A 22,302-nucleotide genomic window follows, 5' to 3' on the forward strand; every position below is an offset into this window, starting at 1 on the left:
GAATCTTCATGTTTACCGTAGTTTTATACCAACCCGAAATTCCGCCGAACACAGGCAATATCATCCGATTGTGTGCCAACACTGGAATGGATCTGCATTTGGTCAAGCCGCTGGGTTTTCCGCTGGATTCGGCCAAAATGAAGCGGGCGGGTTTGGATTATCACGAGTTTGCTTCGCTTACGGTGCACGAAGATTTCGATGCCTGTCTGAAAGCTTTGGCAGGGCGGCGCATTTTCGCGCTCACCACCAAAGGCTCCAGCCGTTACGACCAAGCCGCATTCGCCCCGGGCGATGTATTTTTGTTTGGCCCGGAAACGCGCGGCCTGCCTGCCGAAATTTTGGATGCCCTGCCTGCCGGGCAGAAACTGCGCCTGCCTATGCAGCCGCAAAGCCGCAGCATGAATCTTTCCAACACCGTGGCGGTGATGGTTTATGAAGCATGGCGGCAAAACGGTTTCGGCGGGCAGGTTTAGTTCGTTTTATCATTTCATCATTAGTTTTAAATCAACCGTACAAGAATTAGAACAAAATCGGTTTGCGTTATCGACTCAAAGAATAGGAACCTGTTTTGACTAAAGCCACAAAAACCCTGTCTATCGGCGCTTTGGGCGCCGCTCTTGCGCTCATTAGCGCCTCGTCTTTCGGTAAAGACCGTTTGGTGTCCGAAAACCAAGTTCGCCCCGAACCGCTGATTAAAGCGGCCAATATGAGCTACAAAGTGCGCGGGATGCGCTACACACCCGTTAAACAGATTAAAACTTTCAGTCAAACAGGCAAGGCCTCATGGTACGGCCCCGGCTTCCACGGTAAGAAAACCGCCAGCGGCGAACGCTTCGATATGCATGCTTACACCGCCGCACACAAAACCCTCCCCATTCCCAGCTACGCCAAAGTAACCAATCTTTCCAACGGCAAAAGCGTGATTGTGCGCATCAACGACCGCGGTCCGTTCCACGGCAGCCGGGTGATTGATTTGTCTAAAGGCGCGGCTCAGAAAATCGGCTTTTCCGGCGTAGCCAATGTGCGCGTGGAGCAAATTGTGCCCGGCCAAATCGCGGCTGCCCAACCTGAGCAAATTTATGTTACGCTGGCGGCGTTTAACAGCGAATCTGCGGCGCGAGATTACGCAGGCCGCACCAATAGCCGCCTGCAGGGCGCCGCTTCCGCCCACCGCGCGCTTACCGAGCGTAAAGACGGCCAATATATCGTGAAACTCGGCCCGTTTGCCAAACCGGAGCAGGCTGACAATGTCCGTCAAATGGCCATGGCTCAGAATTCGATTTAAACGGCTTCACGCTTTAAATTATTGTATTTTTGTTTTTCAGACAGGCATTCCGCAACGAATGCCTGTCTGAAATGCGTTTCAGGAAAGCTTATTTATGATTGGCAGACTTACGGGAAAATTGGTTGAAAAGCAGCCGCCGCAGGTTGTGATTGATGTGAACGGCGTGGGCTATGAAGTGGATGTGTCGATGCAGACTTTTTACGCGCTGCCCGCGCTCAATGAAACCGTGCAGCTCTATACCCAGCTTGTGGTACGCGAAGATGCGCATTTGCTGTTTGGTTTTGTTTCGGCCGCCGAACGCGCTACGTTCCGCCAGCTGGTTAAAGTGAGCGGCATCGGCGCCAAAACCGCTTTGGGTATTTTGTCGGCCATGACTTCGGACGAGCTGGCGCAGGCCGTGGCGCAGGAAGATGTGAAACGGCTTTCTTCCGCGCCCGGCATCGGCAAAAAAACCGCGGAGCGTATGATTTTGGAGCTGCGCGGCAAGCTGGTGGCTGATGGTGCGGGCGCAGGCCTGTCTGAAAGCATTCCTGTGGCCGATGAAACCGATGATGTGGTGAACACGCTGTTGGCGTTGGGCTATAACGAGCGCGAAGCCAAGGCCGCAGTGAAGGGTATTCCGGCCGGCACAGATGTGAGCGAAGGCGTACGGTTGGCATTGAAGAATTTGTTGAAATAGCCGGATTAAACAAATAAAGATGACTTACATCGAATATGAATCCAAGCATGATCCATTAGATAACCGGCGCCTTGCACGCAGCCGTTTCGCAGCATATTGTCTGCCGGCTGCTTTGGCGGCGCTGCTGTTGAACAGGTTTGTTCCGTGGTTTCTTGATGTGTTCGGTTCGGTCGGCTCCAATCAAACCCATTTGGGTAAGGCGGGCGTCGCTTTTGCCTTTTTTTCCTGCGTTTTGATTTATTATCAAAATAAACAATTGGATAAGCGCTGTAATGATGCGGGCAGGGGTTGGACGGTATGCAGGAGGGTGTATCAGTTGGGTATGGGCTCGGCAGTGCTGTCTGCGGTCATCCCGCTGTTGATGCCGTTTGCGCTGCTGGCTATGCTGGTCCAGTTTGTTTACGGGTTGGCCTTGCCGGCAAATTCGGAACCCAACTTGAGCGGCTACCCCAACAAACCTGCCGATACGCCGGTGTTGCTTGCAGCGGCTGCCGCCGTATCGATTTATGTGTTTATACTGCTTGGGTTTCTGTATTATTTGTAAAGAGATGAATTTTTCAGACAGGCATTTCCCTTACGGCCTGTCTTAAATGGATGAAATGGATGATTAAGCGTTTTTTTAACTGGTTCGAATCCCGTATCGACCCCTATCCCGACGCGCCGCCGAAAACGCCCGAAAAAGGCTTGTGGCGGTTCTTGTGGAGCAGCATGGAAGGCATGCGCGGTTGGATTGCGGTGTTGACGGTGTTGACTGCCGGCATCGGCATTATGGAAGCCTTGCTGTTTCAGTTTATGGGCAAAGTGGTCGACTGGCTGGGCCAATATACACCGCAAACTTTGTGGGCGGAGAAGGGCTGGGCTTTGTCCGGCATGGCTGCGTTGATGGCGTTTGCCGTGCTGTGGCATTTCGTTGCATCAAACGTGCGCCTGCAAACGCTGCAAGGCGTGTTTCCGATGCGGTTGCGTTGGAATTTCCACCGTCTGATGCTGGGGCAGAGCCTCGGTTTTTATCAAGACGAATTTGCCGGGCGCGTTTCGGCCAAAGTGATGCAAACCGCGCTAGCGGTGCGCGATACAGTGATGACGCTGGCCGATATGGTGGTGTATGTGCTGGTGTATTTCATCAGCTCGGGCGTGATTCTGGCGGCGTTTGACGGCTGGCTGCTGCTGCCGTTCGTGTGCTGGATTATCGCATTCGGCTCCGTGATGCGCGTACTGATTCCCAAGCTGGCAAAAACGGCGAAGCGTCAGGCGGATGCGCGTTCGCTGATGACCGGCCGTATTACCGATGCTTATTCCAACATTACGACGGTTAAGCTGTTTTCGCATGGTGCGCGCGAGGCGCGTTATGCCAAGCAATCCATGCAGGAATTTATGGTTACCGTGCATGCGCAAATGCGTTTGGCTACCACTTTATATACCTGTAATTTTATCGTGAACTCAGGGCTGACTTTATCCACCGCCGCATTGGGCATTTGGTTATGGCATAACGGCCAAGTCGGCGTCGGCGCGATTGCCACTGCTACGGCTATGGCTTTGCGCGTGAACGGTTTGTCGCAATACATCATGTGGGAATCCGCCCGCCTGTTTGAAAACATCGGCACGGTGAGCGACGGCATGGGTACGCTTTCCAAACAGCACACGATTGTCGATAAGCCCAATGCCCTGCCGCTGAAAGTGGCGCACGGCGACATCCGTTTCGAGCATGTCGATTTTTCTTACGAAGCAGGCAAACCGTTGCTCAACGGCTTTAACCTGCACATCAAACCCGGCGAAAAAGTCGGCTTGATCGGGCGTTCCGGTGCCGGCAAGTCCACCATCGTGAATTTACTGCTCAGATTTTATGAAGCGCAAAGCGGCAGCATCACCATCGACGGCCAAAACGTTACCGACATCACTCAAGAAAGCCTGCGCGCCCAAATCGGCTTGGTCACCCAAGATACCAGCCTGCTGCACCGTTCCGTGCGCGACAATATCATCTACGGCCGCCCCGATGCCACCGAAGAAGAAATGATGCAGGCCGCCCGCCGTGCCGAAGCCGCCGATTTCACTCCCAACCTTTCCGATGCCAAAGGCCGCAAAGGATACGATGCCCATGTGGGCGAGCGCGGGGTTAAACTTTCAGGCGGCCAGCGCCAGCGTATCGCCATCGCCCGCGTGATGCTGAAAGATGCGCCGATTCTGCTGCTCGACGAAGCCACCAGCGCACTGGATTCTGAAGTGGAAGCGGCGATTCAGGAAAGCCTGGATAAAATGATGGAAAACAAAACCGTGATTGCCATCGCCCACCGTTTATCCACCATTGCCGCCATGGATAGGTTAATCGTGCTCGACAAAGGCCGTATCGTTGAAGAGGGCAGCCATGCCGAACTGCTGGAGAAAAATGGTTTGTATGCCAAACTGTGGGCGCACCAGAGCGGCGGATTTCTGGCAAGGCATGCGGATTGATCAGGTTCTTTTTTTAGGAATACTATATTGGCTTAACCACATGAACTAAATAGCCAAAATGCCTGTCTGATTTGTTTCAGACAGGCATTTTTATTGCCTAATTCGTTGCTAATTTTCCTGCGTTAAAATCAAAAGGCATACTGGGCATTTTGCTTGTATGGTGATTTTGTTTGAATGACTTGCTAGGAGGGAGATTTGCACAACCGGCATATTCATAAATAAGCGGCATTCGCCCGCATTTTTGCCTTGTATTCAGGCTTTCGTGTGGAAGAATCTGCTCAAAAATGTGTGCCGCTATATGATGCAGACCCTAGTTATCAATTTAAGCAAATCAAATTTCTCAAACCAACTTAACAGCACTTGCTTGAGATGGACTGAGTTTTCATATTTTAAGGAAAAATAAAAAAAAATGATCTCAAAATCCAATGATACACAAAATAATACACAATCTGATAACCTACAGAATGACCCTTTAAAATCAGACATCCCTCCGGCCAGCCGGCCCCCACGACATACTGTTCCTTTATTGGTGCCGGAAATTGTATTGGACAATCTGCCGGACGAAGAAGCCGAAGCGGAGAAAGCGAGCCTTGCGGCCAAAGAAGCCGGATCGGCAACAGAAAAGAAAGTCAAGAAAAACAAAGGAAAAAATAAAGATAAAAATAAAGACGCTAAAAACTTAGAGCAAAAAGAGGAAATCGTTCCTATCGGTACGGCCAAAGGTGTGGAAACCATGTTCCGTAACGCGTTTCGCACCGAAATGGAATTGCTGGCTTTGGCGGCGACCAAAGCCAATATCATGATTTCGCTCAACGGCTTTATCGTGTCGGCCTTAATGATTTCCGGCGCATTCGTTTTCGCTTCTTCGCCGGAATTTTTAGTGCCTGCAGGCATATTTATGTTTACCGCAGCCACATCGATTGTGTTTGCATTGCTTTCCGCTTCGCCGGATAGGGCAGGCAAAATCCGTTCGATATTGAATTGGTTTTCCGATTGGCGTAAAGGCAGAGCAAAATTGCGGGATCTCAAATCAAGAGTGGTTCGTCCGGAAGGGCACTTTTTCGGCGAAACGCCCAATATCTTGATTTATGAAGACCGTGTGAAAATTTCTAAAGACCGCTATTGGCGCATGATGCAGGATATCATGGCCGACCGCGAACAAGTCTATCATAAGATGAGCGACGAGCTTTATTGGCTCGGTTTGATGGCCAATAAGCAGTTTAAATACCTAAATATGTCTTACGCCGCTTTCCGTTGGGGCCTACTGGCTTCAGTGCTTGCATTTATCGGCGTGAAAACTTTGCCGCAAGTCATTCCTGCGATGCAGCAAAATAAGCAAGAAGCTGAATTAAAAAGCTTCGGCATTTATACATTTAAAGGCGTGTATGAACCTTCTGCCGTGCAGCAGCTTCCCGACGGCCGCTTGCTGATTATGGAAGACGAAGCGACCCGTGCCGCCAGTATTTTATCTTTTGCGGCAGACGGAACCCTGTCTGAAGACGACGCTGCCGACACACGCCTTACCCGCGGCTTTAAACGCAAGCTGAGTGATCTTGAAGGCCTTACCCGCGATCCGGACGGCTACATTTACGCCATCACATCCCATGCGGTCAACAAAGAAGGCCAGCGCCGCCCCGACCGCGAACACCTGCTGCGCTTTAAAGTTCAAGGGCATGATGTGCGCGAGCTCAGCTATTTTGACAAGCTGACCGATACTTTGGAGAATTCCGAGCAGCTTAATGAGCTGTTCAAATCGAAAATCGGCACCACTTTGGATTTCAAAACCATCAATATCGAGGGCTTGGCTTTCGATCCGAACAAAAAGCAATTGTTGCTCGGCTTGCGCGATCCAGAGTTTAACGAGCGTTCCATCGTGCTTTATATCGACAACCCGAAAGCCGTGTTTGAAGAAAAAGCGGAACCGAATTTTCTTGATGCCGCTTTCTTGGATATTAAAGGCGGCGGTATCCGCTCGCTCAACTACGATCCTGTATTGAAAGCCTTTATCATGACCAACGAAGTAAAAGATGATGACGGCAGTAAATATTCACAACTTTGGACATGGAGCGGCGACCCTAATGCGCCTGCCAAACCCATACCATTGCCCAACCTGCGCCACATGACCAACGTAGAGGCGATTGATTCCATCAAAGTCAACGGTCAGCCGCGCTTGATATTGATGAGTGATGAGGGCGATGCGACCAAGAAGCTTACTGCCAAATATATGCTGGTAGATTATAACGATTTGTAATGACACCTCAGTGAGAAAATTCGGCAAGGCAAATGCCTTGCCGAATTTTCAGACAGGCATTGTGACCAACACAATGCACATGCATCACATTGATTTAAAGAAAGGAGTGCACATGCCCTCTAAACGTAAAATATTTTATTGGGGTATGCCCGCTACCGTGATTGCCATCGGCGCATTATCTTGGGCGGTTGCTAAATCTGTTTCGCCCGAAAAAATTGTCAGCCATAAATTGGCGGGCACTTACGAACCTTCCGCCGTACAGCAATTGCCTGATGGCAGATTATTGGTTGCGGAAGATGAAGCAGTGCGCGCGCTGAGTCTGCTTACTGTGAATGCGGATGGTACACTTCAGGAGAATCAAGCCGCAGATAGCGAATTGATGAATAGCTTAAAGGTCAAGCTGGATGACTTGGAAGCTTTGGCGGCTGATGATAAAGGCTATATTTATGCCGCAACTTCTTTTTCTTCCACCAAGAAGAACAGCCGCGAACCTGATCGTGAGCGGTTCGTACGTTTCAAAATCCAAGGCAATCGGATTCAAGACTTAAAAGAAGCCGTTAACCTGAAAGAAGCCTTGCTCAAAGCATCTGAAGTGCAGAAAACCATTCAAAGCAAAACCGGTAAACCGGTTGATTTCCACGATTTGAATTTGGAAGGCTTGGCATACGATACGAAAAACAACCGGCTTATGCTCGGTATTCGGGAACCTATGGCAGGAAAGCTTGCTATGGTGATTCCCATCAACAATCCGAACGAATTATTTGAAAATAAAGCAGCTCCCCGTTTCGGCGAAGTATTGCTGCTTGACTTGGAAGGCGGCGGTATCCGCTCGCTTGAGTATATGGCCGAAACCGACAGCTATCTGATAGCCAATGAATTGGCAAATGAACAAGGCAAATTTCGTTCCTATTTATGGAGATGGGCTGGAAAGCCTCAATCTCAGCTTCAAAAACTGGTGTTGAATACAGATGAAAAATGGAAAAATGCAGAAGCTGTTAATGTGATTAAGGCTGATGATAAACAATATTTGCTTGTTATGTCGGATGATGGTAAGGCCAAAAAGAATAAACCTTCAAGCTATATATTAATAAATTATAAAAATATAAATTAATAAATAATATTTTAAGTAACTATATTTATCTCTCAACAAAATGCCTGTCTGAAATATTCAGACAGGCATTTTGTTTTGTAAAGGTATTCGATTATACGGCTGTTTTATTTGCTGAGCGGCTGATTTTATAAGTTGAAATAATTTACTGTAAATAAAAATAAGAATTTGGCATAGTTATTGCTTGATTTTAGGTTGAGGTATTGAATTTTATACGGGCTAATGAAATTCGGCAGAGAAGAAATTTTTATTGTGGTCGTATTTTCCGATAAACGGTAAGGATTTGCCCAGAGTTCAATATGACAAAATGTAAAAAGCAAATTCAGTTTTTGAGGTGAATAACCGATATGCTTTTTTGTTACTGAGTGACGTAAATTGGCAGTTTGTAACGTAGATAGTAATTTTAATATAAATATTATTAATAATTACTATTTTATATTTTTTAATCAATAAGCAAATTATTTATCTAATTAAAGAGAGTTAACAACCATGAATAAAAATTACCGCACAATATGGAACGACGCCTTAGGAGCTTGGGTGGCTGTTTCGGAAATAGAGAAGGCAAAAGGGAAACCTGCGGGGAGTCGTATGGAGTGCGTTTCTTGCGGCCAAAGCCAAAAAGGAAAATGGAAATTTACCCTGTCTATGATAGCAGTCGTGATTGGCATGACGTTCGGCTTTTCTGGAAGCGCAAATGCAGCTTTTGTGAATGTGCAATGTAAATACGATACTGCGGATCCGGAAAGTAAAAATTTAATATGTGGTAATGATGCTGTTGCCAATGCTAATCAGAGCGTGGCAGTTGGCACGAAGGCTGCTGCTAGAGGTAAACAGGCCGTGGCAGTTGGAGCAGATACTTCTGCTGCAGGGAACTCTTCAGTTGCTATCGGTGGTGATGATTTGGATGCCGTTGCCACCAATTCTGCAATTCCTAATATTCGTCAGTCTCATAATGACAATACTTATAACAATACTGCTGCTGCCGTGAAATACCATGAATTGACGGGCGATTACTTAGTGCCGTTTTCTCGACCTGGAAATGGAGTCGGTTATCGCTATAGCGCCACAACTGCTGGAAACGGTGGGGTTGCGATTGGCGTATCAGCAGTTGCTAGAGATTTATCTACGGCTTTTGGTACAAGGGCGGTTGCCAGTGGAGATGTTTCATTGGCGCTGGGCGTTGGCTCAAAGGCAACAAAAGATAACGCAGTAGCTATTGGCGCCGGCTCTAGTACCGAAACTAATGCGGCTGCACCGCAAAGTGTCACTATTAATGACGTAACCTTTAATTTCAGGGGCGGCGCAAATCTGAAAGCGGGTGACCAAGTTTCATTCGGTTCCGATGGTTTTGAGCGTCAACTCAAACATGTGGCTCCAGGTCAAATAACTCAAGACAGTACCGACGGTGTAAACGGCAGCCAGCTTTATTCGGTTGCCGAGGAATTAACCCGCGTGCGTGGTAATGTGAATACCCTGCAAGATGAGAAAATCCATTTTTACAGCGTAAAAGATACGACATCAACCGTAGCTGCAAAAGCAGGAAACTACAATAACGATGGCGCAACGGGCAATAACGCCCTTGCGGCAGGTGTTGGTGTGTCTGCAAGCGGCGCAAATTCGTTGGCAGTAGGTAAGGCTGCACAAACAACGGCTACCAGCTCTGTTGCCATCGGCGACAGTAGTCAAGCAACAAACAGCAATACTATTGCAATGGGTACGGGTGCTGCGGCTAGTGCTAAAGATAGTATTGCATTAGGTACGGGCGTAGTTGCTACTGGTGATGTAGGGTCTGTGGCAATTGGTAATACAGCCCAAGCCACTCACAGTAACTCTATTGCTATTGGTACTGCCCGTGCGACTGAATCAAGTGCCGTAGCCATTGGTAATGAAGCTAATGCGGCTAAGAAAGATGGAGTGGCGTTGGGTTACAGAACCTCAGCTACAGAAGCGAGCGGTGTTGCGGTCGGTTCCAATGCCACTTCTACGATTGCCCAAGCGGTAGCCATCGGTTATCAAGCCAATTCGGCAGGTTATCAAGCTATGGCATTGGGCTCTGCCGCGCATGCTGAAAAAGGTGGTGCGGTTGCCCTTGGTCGTAGCACCAAAGCCCGTGGAGGAAACTCTCTTGCTTTGGGCCATGAGGCACAAACAGGTATTGAAGGCTCTACCGTAGCTACGGATGGATCTGCTGCAATTGCTATTGGCAGCCAAGCTAAGGCACAAAAAACTGATTCAGTAGCAATGGGTACGTCTGCCCTTTCATCTGCATCCAAAGCAGTGGCTATCGGATCGGGATCAATAGCTGCGGGAAGTAACACATTTTCTTTGGGCGCTTCTGCGGGTTCTGAGGGCGTAGATGCTACCAATCCTAATTTGACTAATATTTCGGCACGTACCAATGAGGGCAAAACCAGTTCCAATGGTTTGGTCAATATGGTTAATATCGGCTATCAAGCCGGTAAGAGCACGGTTAACAATAATTATGGTGTGAATATCGGTTACGATGCAGGTGTGGGCTATAACAGTTATTACGGCGAAAGTATTTCGATTGGCCGGCAAGCGGGATCGCTTGATAAAACTAATGCCGCAGTATTAAGCGCAATGGAAGCCGCATCTGTAACCAAAGGCGCTTCCCAAGATTCCCGGGTAATCATTACCGGTAATACGAATACCGCAATCTCCAGTCGCGCGGGTGTTAATGCGTTGGGGCATGATAACGTGGCGATTGGTAAAGATGCAGGCGGCTACAGCTCGGGAAATGCCAATGTGGCCATTGGCCGCAATGCGGGCCGGGAGCAACGCAAAAATCCGGCAGGCGCGTATGAGGATGGAGCTGTTGCCGGTGTATTTAGTAATAAAACTAATACCACTTCCATCGGCGAATGGGCGCACGCAAATGCCAATCATGCAATTGCCGTGGGTACGCGGGCAAAAGTCGAAGAAGGTAAAACCAATGCCGTTGCCATTGGTTATGAATCTAAAGCGTTGCATAACGATGCCGTAGCTCTGGGTAGCCGTTCGGAAACCGCTGATGTGGTTACCACGCCAACAGCGACGGTAGTAGGTTTTACTTACGGCAGTTTTGCAGGTTCAGATCCAAGAGCAGTTACATCTACCGTGAGCGTGGGTAAAAGGGGTGGAGAAAGAACCGTTACCAATGTCGCGGCAGGCCGCATTACTGCGGATAGCACGGATGCAGTCAACGGCAGCCAGCTTTTCAGGGCGATTGAAAAAACACAACATCATTATTTTAGTGTTCAAAACAATAACCAGCTAGGTACCAACTATTTAAATGAAGGCGCAACGGGTACCAACTCAATGGCGATCGGCAAAAGCGCTGTTTCTAACGTGGAAGACGGCGTGGCTTTGGGCTATGGGGCGGTCTCTGGCAATGATGTGGTTACGAATACCGCCGACAATGTTCCTGATGCTTATATCGGTTCGGTAGCGATCGGCCGCAATGCGCATACTTCGGGCAAGTCTGCCATTGCGGTTGGCTTGAACACGGAAGCATACGGCAGAGGTGCGATTGCTATTGGTGACTATGCAGATGCCAAATTCGGCCAAGCGGTTGCTTTGGGTGCCGGTTCGGTCTCTACACGTGCCGGTTCGATAGCTGTTGGATCGGCTTCTCGAGCAACAGCAGATCACGCTTCTGCATTTGGTGTTGCAAGCAATGCTTCTGTTGCACGCTCGGTGGCGTTGGGTAGTGAGTCGGTTGCAGATCGTGGTGTATTGAGTAATGTTACTGTAAGTGCTACGCCGAGTAGCCCTAACCAGCTTTATGCAAGCGAGTTGGCAAGCGATACTCAAAAAGCAGCGGTAGCGGCTACTGTAAAGGGAAATTTGGCGGCAGTATCCGTTGGTTCGAATGAAAAAACACGCCAAATTATCAATGTGGCCGCCGGTTCTGCTGATTCTGATGCTGTGAACGTAGCTCAATTGAAAGCCGCGGTTCAGTCCACACAACATCATGATTACAGCGTGAATAGTGTTGAGCCGCAGGCTGATACGAACTATAACAACCAAGGTGCAACTGGTATTAATGCCATGGCGGCTGGCGTGTCTGCATCTGCAGCAGGAGAAAGAGCTACTGCTGTAGGCAATCAAGCCAATGCTTCTGCAAGTAATGCTACTGCAGTAGGTAATGAAGCGGTGGCTTCTGCAAAAGATACGGTAGCTGTCGGACAAAGCGCAGATGCTACTGCAGATAGTGCGGTTGCCGTTGGTAAAAATGCCGATGCAAGCGGTGATTATGCTGTTTCTATTGGTCTTGATTCCCATGCAACCAATCAAAGTGCTGTTGCATTGGGTTCTGGTGCAAATGCAGCTGGTTCTCGCTCAACTGCTTTGGGGAATGATACGCAAGCTGCAGGAAATGAATCTGTTGCGGTTGGTTATTTGTCGCAAGCAGCAACCAACACTTCTGTAGCTATCGGTCGTGGTGCGGTAACAAGAGCCGGAGCAGGCAATCCTGCCGTTGTGAATCCTAATGGAACTAGTGCTGTAGGTGCAACCGATGGCTTCGATACGGTTGCAATCGGAACGGGTGCTGCTGCTGTCGGAGATCAAAGCATTGCAATAGGTAGAAATTCTGGTACAGGCGGATTAGGCTCTAAAAATATCAGCATCGGTGATGCAGCCGGTCAAAATACACAAACAGGAGAAAATATCTTTATCGGCTATCAGGCAGGGAAAGGTCGTACCGCATCATCTAAAACCAATGAAGGTACTCCGTTTGTAGCGGGTAATAACATCGGTATCGGCAGCGATGCCGGGTCAAATGGTGCAGGAGAACATAATTCTTCCATAGGTTGGAAAGCCGGTATGCAGCAAAACGGCGACCATAACGCCAATATCGTTGCTTTGGCCGGCCATAGTCAAACAGGTAATTTCAACTATAACATTGGTTATTTTGCCGGTGCGAACACCAACGGTGATGAAAATATCAATATTGGTAAGGAAGCAGGCAGTAAGGATTCAAGCAGCGAGGTACTGCGCAATAAGGCTATCAGTATAGGTAGTAAAGCAGGTGCATCGGCTACTAATGCAATTGCAATGGGTTCCGAGGCTAAAGCATCCGCCGAATATGCCGTTGCTATTGGTACTGCTGCCAAAGCTTTTGGCAATAATGCATCTGCTGTTGGTGTAGGTGCGAATGCACTAGGCATGCGTTCCTCAGCCTTCGGCAACGATGCCGCCGCTCAAGGAGAGCAAGCGTTGGCGTTGGGTAATAACAGTATCGCTGCCAATGCAAAAGATGTTGCTTTGGGTGCAGATTCCGTAACCGAAGCGGCTCAGGGAACTTCCTCTGCTACAGTGAACAATATTGCTTACGGTAATTTTGCCGGAGCTGCCCCTGCCGCAACCGTAAGCGTAGGAAGCGGAAATGTTAAACGTACGGTTACTAATGTGGCTGCAGGCCGTATCAGTGCAGATAGCACGGATGCCGTAAACGGCAGCCAGCTTTACCTTACCCAGCAAGCTTTAGGAAATGTGGGCGGCAGCGTTGCAAACGTGTTGGGCGGAAATGCTGCAATGGGTACGAATGGCAATATTGCAATGTCTAATATTGGCGGTACCAGTGAAAATACGGTGGATGGGGCAATCAGGGCCGTTAATACGCAAGCCAATAATCCGCTGACTTTTGGCGGTGATAATAGTGGCAATAATTTCAACCGCAAGCTGGGTCAAGAAGTATTTGTGAAAGGCGGGGCCTCAGGAGAGCTGAGCGATAACAATATCGCAGTGGAATCTGATGGCAACAACACATTGAATGTTAAGCTGGCTAAAAGTCTGACCGGTCTGACCAGCGCTGCATTTACTGACGGTACAGGCAATACAACCACTGTAAACGGTAATGGCATGACGATTGCTCCTGCCAATGGCCAACGAGTAAGCCTGTCTGAAAACGGTTTGGACAACGGCGGTAATAAGATTACCAATGTGTTGGCGGGTAATCAGGATAGCGATGCGGTCAACGTTAAACAGTTGCAAGATGCGTTGAAAGATTTATCGGTTTCCAATCTTTCCTTGGTTGAAGCCAACTCACCGTTTTCGTATGTCAACAGTGACGGCAAGCAATTGATCCGTAAAGTGGATAAACAAGGGCAGGTTACGTTTGTAACTGCTGAAGATAACCAACTTTATGCCGGCAACGATATTACGATAGCCGCTTTGAATCCGAATAAACCGCAAACAACGGTTGCAACCAAAGTGGGTAATGTTGCCGCAGGTACCAAAAATACTGATGCAGTTAATGTATCCCAGCTGACGCCGATTGCACAGGCCTTAGGTATGAATGTTGATGCGGCGTCCGGTACGGTTGCTGCGCCTTCATTTACGGTTACGCAGGCAAACGGCACACCGTATGCACCGGCATCTACTGTGCAAGAAGCATTGACCAATGTAGGCAAGGAAATTCAAAAACCGATTACCTTTGCCGGCAATATCAGTCAAACCGAGAAACACTTAGGCGATACCTTGAATATTCAAGGCGGTTTGGGTGACACAGCGGCGGCATCAACACAAAATATCCGCACAAAAGTAGATAATGGTGTGATGCAGATTGAATTGGCCGAGCGTCCTCAATTCGGCAACCTTACCCTTAATGCAGATGGCGCAGGTAAGATTACAGGCCTGTCTGAAGGTGCTGTGAATAACAACAGTCAAGAAGCAGTAAACGGCAGCCAGTTATATAAAGCGGGTAAAGGTGTTGAAAGCATTGTGGGCGGTTCAACCGTTTACAATCCGGATAGCGGCACGTTTACCAATAATGATATTGGAGGTACAGGCCAAAACAATATCGATGCGGCCATCCGTGCGATTAATACGAGCGTGGGCGCAGCCTGGAATCTGTCTGCCGAAGGTGCCAACAGCAGCAAAGTTGCGTCAGGTAATACGGTTGACTTGAGCAGCGATGATAACAACATTGTGATCAGCAAAACGGCAACCAGCGACAACGTAACTTTCGATCTGGCGAAAGACTTAACCGGTCTGACCAGCGCACAATTTACAGATGGAGCCAGCAATCAAACCACTGTAAACGGTGACGGCGTTACCATTCAGCCTGTTGACGGTTCCGATGCTGTAAAACTTACGACATCCGGCCTGAATAACGGCGGCAAGAAAGTAACCAATATTGCTAAAGGCAATGTTAGCGACAGCAGTAAAGATGCGGTAAACGGCAGCCAGCTATACGGTACGGCCAACAGCATCGCCCAAACTTTGGGTGGTAATGCGGCGGTCGGCGCAGACGGTAATGTTGCGATGTCAGATATCGGTGGTACCGGTCAGAATACGGTAAATGAAGCCATCAAACATGTTGCCCAAGGCTTTAAACTGAACACTTCCAATGATGGTGGCGGAGAAGTCAGCAACAACAAAGAGGCTGTGGTTAAAGCCGGTGAAACGATTACTGTAGATGCGGGTAGCAACATTAAGCTTACCCAAACCGGCAAAACCGTTAGCGTAGCCACTAAAGCCGATGTGAACTTCAACAGCGTGGTTGCGGGCACGGGCGTAGATGCGGTTACTTTGGATAGCGATGGTGTGAAAGTTAACGGTAAAACTTACGTTAGCGATGCCGGTTTGAATGCCAATAACAAAGCTATCAGTAATGTTGCAGCCGGTAAACAGGCAGAGGATGCGGTAAACGTATCACAGCTGAACCCGATTGCCGAAGCTCTGGGTGTGCCGATAAACCCGAACACGGGAACTGTGGCAGCGCCTTCTTGGGTGGTTACCAAAGCGGACGGCAGCAAATACGACGGTGTATCTACCGTTCAGGACGCGTTGAACAATATTGGTACTGAAATCCAAAAACCGATTAATTTCGCTGGCAACACTGGTAATACAGCCAAGCGTTTGGGAGATACCTTCACTGTGAAAGGCGGCTTGGCTGCAACGGCTAATGCTTCGAGCAAAAATATCCGCACCGAAGTAGGCAACAACGGTGAGATGTTGATTGAGCTTGCTGAAAGCCCAACCTTCGGCAATGTTGTAGTAAATGCGGAAGGCAGCGGAAGAATTGCCGGAGTAACCGCCGGCCAGGATGATCAGGATGCCGTAAATATGGCGCAACTGAAAGGCGTGAATAAGAATGTTGAAGGTAATATGCAAGCCTTGGGTGGTAAATATGATCCTGTTACCAACACTTATACCCCACCGTCTTTTGCAACCAAATCGGCAGACGGCCAAGCTAAGCAGTCGGTAAATACCGTTCAGGAGGCATTGACCAACCTCAACGATGAAATCGTGAAGCCAATTACATTCAGCGCTGATGACGGTCAAAACAGCACGCGCGTATTGGGTTCGACTATGGCCATTAAAGCGGGTAATTTCAATGGCGCCGCTTCTGCCGACAATTTAATTACCAGCAACGACGGCAATGGCACCATCACAATTAAGCTGGCTGATGCGCCTACCTTTAAAGGCAAAGTGAGTGCTGTCGGCTTGGATGCGGGCAATCAGAAGATTACCGGCGTTGCCGAAGGCGAACAAGATCGTGATGCTGTCAATATGGCTCAACTGAAAAGAGCAATGGAAGACATCATTGTCGAGAACCAAACGCTTGTAGAGGCCAACTCGCCATTCTCTTATGTGAATGGCGCCGGTGAGCAGCTTATCCGCAAAGTTGATCCTGATGGTACCGTTCACTTTGAAAAGGCTAAAGATAAAACGAAATATGATGGTAAAGATATTACTATCAGCGCCTTGAATGCCGTGGATCCGCAAACTGCCACACCTACCCGTGTTACCAATCTTGCCAAAGGTACCGCAAATACGGATGCAGTAGCGGTTAGCCAGCTGCGTGATACTGTCCGTGTATTAGGTGGCCAATTCAATGAAGTAGACGGTTCGATTACAGACCCCGTATACGAGATTCAGCGTGCTGACGGCACAACCCTAGAGAGGGTGGGCAATGTTAAGGATGCTCTGACTAAGTTGAATTCAGTGATGCAGGATCCGATAACCATTACAGGCAATACTAACCAAGGCACCAGCACACGTGTGAACAACGGCAGCGATCAAAAGCTGGGTTCCGTATTAAGCATTCGAGGTGCATCCGTTGACGGCACGGCATCTGCCGATAATGTACGCACTGTTGTCAGCGACAACCAAGTGGAAATCCAACTGGCCGATGCTCCCACATTCAAGGGTAAACTCAGCGCCCGAGGTTTGGATGCAGGCGGTGAGAAAATCACCAATGTAGGCGCAGGTGAAAATCCGAATGATGCGGTTAATAAATCGCAGTTGGATGAGATTCGTACTTTAGTGGGTGACGGCTGGAATATTTCCGCCAACGGTAAGGCTGAAAGCAAAGTGGTTCCCGGTAACAAAGTTGACTTCAATAATGCCGATAGCAATATTGTGATCAGCAAAACAGCCGACAGCCACAATGTGACTTTTGACTTGGCCGAAAACATCAACATCGGTAAAGCCAACCCCATCAGCATCAACGGTAAAGCCGGCACAATCGGCGGGTTAACCAATACAACCTTCGATGCTGCCAATCCTGTAACCGGCCAAGCGGCTACCGAAAACCAATTGGCGGCAGTAGCCAATACCCCGCTGATTTTTGCTGGTGATACCGGGGGGCTGTCTGAACGCAAATTGGGCTCTACCGTAACGGTGAAAGGCGGCGTAACCGAGGCCGACAAACTCACCGAGAATAATATCGGTGTCGTTTCAGACGGCAACGGTACGTTGGAAGTGAAACTGGCGAAAAACATCAAGTTGGGTGCAGATGGCAGCCTTGCTGCCGGAAATACCGTTGTGAACAATGACGGTGTTGCAGTGGGCAATGAAGTTGCTCTGACTGCAGATGGTTTGAGGGCCGGCGATGTGCGTGTGAGCAAAGCAGGCATCAATGCAGGCAATAAAACGATCGGCAATGTGGCCGATGCCGAAAACGATACTGATGCGGTTAACCTGAAACAGTTGAAAGACCTTGCCGCTGCATCCAGCAACAAAGTGGCGGCCGGTAAAAACGTTGAAATTACGCCTGAGAAAAATGCCGATGGCAGCACCACTTACAAAGTGGCTACCAAAGATGAAGTTGAGTTTACCCGTGTGGCCAGCGGTAACGGTGCCAACCAAGTGGTGCTTGACGACAGCGGTGTGAATGTAGGCGGCAACACCTACATCAGCGCCCGAGGCTTGGATGCCAATAATCAGAAAGTAAGCAATGTTGCGGCAGGCAATATCAGCGCGACCAGCACCGATGCGGTTAACGGTAGCCAGCTCTTCAATGCTGGTCGAAAAGTGGCTGATGCGTTGGGTGGCGGCTCAACAGTAGATGCCGACGGCAATGTTACTGCGCCCGCTTATGCCTTAACCGGCGGCAATCCGGCCATTGGTGAAAGCAAAACCTACAATAACGTGGGCGAAGCTTTGAACGGTTTGGATAAAGCAGTCAACCAGCCGCTGACTTTTGCAGCCGATAGCGGCAGCAATGTCGAGCGTAAATTGGGCAGCACGCTCAATGTAAACGGCGACGGCAGCAACATCCGCACAGAAACCACGGCCGACGGTGTGAAAGTGGCATTGAACGACCAAATTTCGGTGAAACAAGTTCAAGTTGCCAACGGCCCGACCATCAACGGGCAAGGTATTGCGATGAACAATCAGCAAATTACCGGCTTGAGGAGCGGTTTGGACGGTAAAACCATCGAACAGATCAAAGCCGAGGGCAGCAGCAGCGAGCAATGGAACAACGCCGCTACCGTAGGTGATTTGGCAACGGTGCAAAACAACGTAACCAATATCACCAATGTTGCCAACAATATTTTGGGTACTGATGACGGGAAAGGCAATGCTTACACTAATGACAAAGGCGAGCTGACCGAAGCAGGTAAATTGGCACTGAAAACTTACGACGTTGCCGGACAAACCGCAACCAACGATAACACCGTGATTTCGGCCATTAAAAATATGAACGAAGGCGGTATCAAATACTTCCATACCAACGACGATTCAGGCCAAACCACCGGTGGCGCGGTTAAGGATACTGGAGACTCAAGTGCATCCGGTAAGTTTGCCACTGCAGTAGGCTTCAATGCGGCGGCCAATTCAGAAAACGCTCTGGCCATCGGTAAAGGCGCCCAAGCGTTGGCTGAAAATGCTTTGGCCATCGGTACGGGCAACATCGTTACCGGCCGCAATTCAGGCGCTATCGGTGACCCGAGCATTGTCAGCGGCAGCAATAGCTATTCATTGGGTAACAACAACACTGTTGCAACCGATAACACCTTTGTGGTGGGTAACTCTGTAACGCAAACTGTGGCCAATTCGGTTGTATTGGGTAACGAATCTGCTGCGGTTGAAGTACACAAAGCTGCGGCGGGCAGCAGCAACTATACTTACAAAGGCGAGAATGACGCCAATGTAGCGGGTGTGAAAGACGTAGTCGGCGTAGTGAGCGTGGGTAAAGACGGCCAAACCCGTCAGATCCAAAACGTAGCGGCCGGTGTGGTTTCCGCAACCAGCACAGATGCCATCAACGGCAGCCAGCTTTACTACACCAACAAAGCCATTGAAGAGGTGAAAGGCGGCGGTGCGGGTATTGTTCAATACAGCAATCCTGAAACGCCGACCCAGCCGAACGGAGGCACAGCGTCTAACGACGTTACCTTGGTTGGCGGCAATACCAATGCACCGGTTGTGTTGCACAACGTAGGCGCAGGTTCAGCACCGACCGACGCGGTGAACGTGAACCAATTGTTGGGCGTAGGCAACCACCTGAACCAGAAAATTGACGATGTGGGCAGACGCGCCAACGCAGGCACTGCTTCAGCCATGGCTATGGCCGGTCTGCCGCAGGCTTACCTGCCCGGCAAGAGCATGATGGCCGTATCAGGCAGCACATACCGCGGCGAAAGCGGCTATGCCGTCGGCTATTCCAGCATTTCCGACAACGGCAACTGGATTATCAAAGGCACTGCCGGCGGCAACTCCCGCGGCCACTTCGGCGCCACTGCCGGCGTGGGCTATCAATGGTAATGTTCAACCCGTAAACACTTTTCAGACAGGCATACCAATGCCTGTCTGAAAACCAAAGGATTAAAAATGAAACACAAACAAATCATTAAAGCGGGCGTAAGCCTGATGCTGGCTGCCGTGTTATCGGCTTGCGCGACCAAAAGCGATGTAAAATCCGACGGCACCACCGACAACCCGGTATTCCCTTCAGTGAAAAGTGTTGCTCCTTCGTTCGACCATAACCGCGGCACGTTCCCGACAGCCGACGAATTGGCTCAGATTAAATCGGGCATGACCAAAGATCAGTTTTATAAACTTCTGGGCCGCCCGCATTTTAACGAAGGCATGTTCCATGTGCGCGAGTGGGATTACCTGTTTCACTTCCACACGCCGGGGCAGGGCACGGATAACGTAACTACTTGTCAGTTCAAGATTATTTACGACATCAAAAAATATGCCCGCAGTTTTCATTGGAAAGCCGTCGATCCGGAAAACGCCGTGTGCCCGCCGATGAAACCTTCTGAAGACGCACACCGCTACACCATCGGTGCCGATGCCTTGTTCGGTTTCGACAAAAGCGGCATGGGCGACATCAATGAGGCCGGCAAAGAAAAGCTGGACGAATTTGCCGCCAAAGTGAAAACTTTCGACCGCCTGACAGCCATCCGCATCACCGGCCATACCGACCGTTTGGGCGACGATGCCTACAATCAACGCTTGTCGCAAGCACGTGCCGAAACCGTGCGCCGTTATTTGGTTAACCGCGGCGTACCCGCCGGCGTGATGAGCGCCGTGGGTATGGGTGAGAGCCGGCCGGTGCAGGAGTGCGCCGGCAGCCTGTCGCGCAGCGAGCTGATTGAATGCCTGAAACCCAACCGCCGTGTGGAAATCGAAGTGGAAGGCTCCGGTAAGCTGTAACTAAGTCCGTAATCAAGAATGCCTGTCTGAAAAAGTTCAGACAGGCATTTTTTATTTGCTATAGTCAATTTACTTAAGTTTAATAACGAGACCGTCATACTCGGGCTTGAGCCGAGTATCTTGAGTTCCAGTAACTTTAAGAGATACTCGGCTCAAGCCCGAGTATGACGAGCGTGCTATTTTTTTAAGTTGATTCACTATACCATACGGTAACCCCAGTAGAACCACCGGTTTTAATTGCTCAGAGTCCGAGTAGCATGAATGATGATTTCTACACGGCGGTTTTGGGCGCGCCCTTCCGGATTGTCACTGCCATCTTCACGAGTGTTCGGTGCAACAGGATTGGCCGCTCCTGCGCCGTTGATTTGATAGTTTTGCTTCACCCCTTGGCTTTCGAGCCAATTTCTTACCGCTTCGGCCCGCTCAAGCGAAAGCGTTTTATTGTAGCTTTCGCTACCTTTGCTGTCGGTGTGGCCAATAATCCGCACAGTTCCCTTGCTTTTTTCACGAATAATATCAGCAACTTTTTGTAATTCCCCAGCCGCTTCGGGTTTTAAAACTGCTTTATCAAAATCGAACAACACATCCGAAGAAAGGTTGAGTTCAATCTGGAAATCACTTGTTTGTCCGCTCAAGCCTGTTTCTGATGCGGCAAAGCCACTTTCTGTAACGATAAAACCGCTTTCACGGGCAGAAAGGGACGTTGAGGTTTCTGATGTTGCCATGGGCGTGGCGGTGGGAACAGGTTGAGACTTCGGTGCAGAAACGGCTTCCGTTTTTTGCGGTGCAGACGGTTGTTGCCCGCAAGCACCCAATACCCATATAGCCGACAACATCACCATAAATTTAGGCTTCATAGCAGTCTCAAGGTCTTGCATAAATATTTACAGTTTCAGACGGCCTGGTATTCAGATCGTCTGAAAAGCGGAGAACAAATATATCCAACACTAACGTTGCACCGGAACAGAATCAAATGAACCGATTCCCGGAAATTCAATTGTTACGGTAGGCGATGTTTCCGGCGGAGCGGGAAATTTCAAAGAAACCGTTTGCGGATGGCTCACCAAATTCAATACCTTAATAGCCTCACCGTTAGCTCTTTGCTCCAGCGGGCTGGCCATATATTTACCGCTTTCATCTTGAAGCAAGTGCACTTTTTTGCTTGTAAATTCGTCGATGTAGTAAAAATCTGCCGCATTCGCCGTTATGCCGTTGGCAACAAATTCATACTCCCCGTTAGGCTTTTTAGGAGGCTCTGCAATAAATTCTACGCTTAAAATTTTGCCGGTTGCCTTGGCCTTAACCAAGTGGATAGAACCCGGCCCCGCTATCTTGGTTTGAATAGATTGCCATGGCTGACCGTTTCCCTGACCGGCCTGACTTGCAGGCGTGGTTTCCGTAGAAACCGGCGCAGTAGAAACAGGAGCAGGTTGGGGCTGTTGCACGGGAGCCTGCTGTTCTGCCTGAGATTGCGGCGTTTGTGGCGCTTCTTCTTTCTGGCACGCAGCAAGAAAGGCAACAATAAAGGTAAATACAGTTAAATATTTAAAACGCATGGCAATAAAACTCCTTGATATTTAACTCGTGCTACGTTTGATGAAAATTCATATGCCTTATAAATTATATTTGGA

10 protein-coding genes and 2 pseudogenes are annotated in these 22,302 nt (G+C 49.2%); 10 read left to right on the forward strand and 2 right to left on the reverse strand.

Going from position 1 to position 22,302, the window contains the following annotated elements:
• The first annotated feature begins 8 nt into the window (after window positions 1-8).
• The 10 genes and pseudogenes from trmL to HMPREF9370_RS12410 all read left to right on the forward strand — a co-directional run.
• On the forward strand, window positions 9-473 hold the full coding sequence (gene trmL, locus HMPREF9370_RS00935) for a tRNA (uridine(34)/cytosine(34)/5-carboxymethylaminomethyluridine(34)-2'-O)-methyltransferase TrmL (RefSeq protein ID WP_009115362.1): 465 nt from the start codon (window positions 9-11) through the stop codon (window positions 471-473).
• A gap of 95 nt (window positions 474-568) precedes the next feature.
• The gene (locus tag HMPREF9370_RS00940) at window positions 569-1,285 is read left to right on the forward strand and encodes a septal ring lytic transglycosylase RlpA family protein (RefSeq protein ID WP_009115363.1); all 717 of its coding nucleotides are present in this window, start codon (window positions 569-571) and stop codon (window positions 1,283-1,285) included.
• Between the two features lie 94 nt (window positions 1,286-1,379).
• Window positions 1,380-1,964, forward strand: a complete 585-nt coding sequence (gene ruvA / locus HMPREF9370_RS00945; RefSeq protein WP_009115364.1) for a Holliday junction branch migration protein RuvA — start codon at window positions 1,380-1,382, stop codon at window positions 1,962-1,964.
• A 19-nt stretch (window positions 1,965-1,983) separates the two neighbouring features.
• On the forward strand, window positions 1,984-2,508 hold the full coding sequence (locus HMPREF9370_RS00950; RefSeq protein ID WP_009115365.1) for a hypothetical protein: 525 nt from the start codon (window positions 1,984-1,986) through the stop codon (window positions 2,506-2,508).
• Between the two features lie 59 nt (window positions 2,509-2,567).
• Entirely contained in the window at window positions 2,568-4,412 is a 1,845-nt protein-coding gene (locus HMPREF9370_RS00955) for an ABC transporter ATP-binding protein (protein ID WP_040667287.1), read from the forward strand.
• A 409-nt stretch (window positions 4,413-4,821) separates the two neighbouring features.
• Window positions 4,822-6,663, forward strand: a complete 1,842-nt coding sequence (locus tag HMPREF9370_RS00960; RefSeq protein ID WP_009115367.1) for a DUF3616 domain-containing protein — start codon at window positions 4,822-4,824, stop codon at window positions 6,661-6,663.
• Window positions 6,664-6,775: 112 nt separating this feature from the next.
• Entirely contained in the window at window positions 6,776-7,774 is a 999-nt protein-coding gene (locus tag HMPREF9370_RS00965) for a DUF3616 domain-containing protein (protein WP_050795364.1), read from the forward strand.
• Between the two features lie 486 nt (window positions 7,775-8,260).
• Window positions 8,261-19,774: a YadA-like family protein gene (locus tag HMPREF9370_RS00975; RefSeq protein ID WP_009115370.1), complete on the forward strand. Its 11,514-nt coding sequence runs from the start codon at window positions 8,261-8,263 to the stop codon at window positions 19,772-19,774.
• A 66-nt stretch (window positions 19,775-19,840) separates the two neighbouring features.
• Window positions 19,841-20,281, forward strand: a pseudogene (locus HMPREF9370_RS12405) (outer membrane protein assembly factor BamE); the annotation flags it as partial.
• Window positions 20,282-20,344: 63 nt separating this feature from the next.
• Window positions 20,345-20,671, forward strand: a pseudogene (locus HMPREF9370_RS12410) (OmpA family protein); the annotation flags it as partial.
• Window positions 20,672-20,904: 233 nt separating this feature from the next.
• Here HMPREF9370_RS12410 and HMPREF9370_RS00985 read toward each other — a convergent pair.
• Together HMPREF9370_RS00985 and HMPREF9370_RS00990 are read right to left on the reverse strand one after the other, a co-directional pair.
• Window positions 20,905-21,528, reverse strand: a complete 624-nt coding sequence (locus HMPREF9370_RS00985) for an OmpA family protein (protein ID WP_244963453.1) — start codon at window positions 21,526-21,528, stop codon at window positions 20,905-20,907.
• 90 nt (window positions 21,529-21,618) lie between these two features.
• Window positions 21,619-22,227 (reverse strand): hypothetical protein, encoded by a 609-nt coding sequence (locus HMPREF9370_RS00990; protein WP_009115373.1) that lies wholly within the window; start codon window positions 22,225-22,227, stop codon window positions 21,619-21,621.
• Window positions 22,228-22,302 lie beyond the last annotated feature (75 nt).

The organism is Neisseria wadsworthii 9715 (assembly GCF_000227765.1).
Lineage (GTDB): Bacteria > Pseudomonadota > Gammaproteobacteria > Burkholderiales > Neisseriaceae > Neisseria > Neisseria wadsworthii.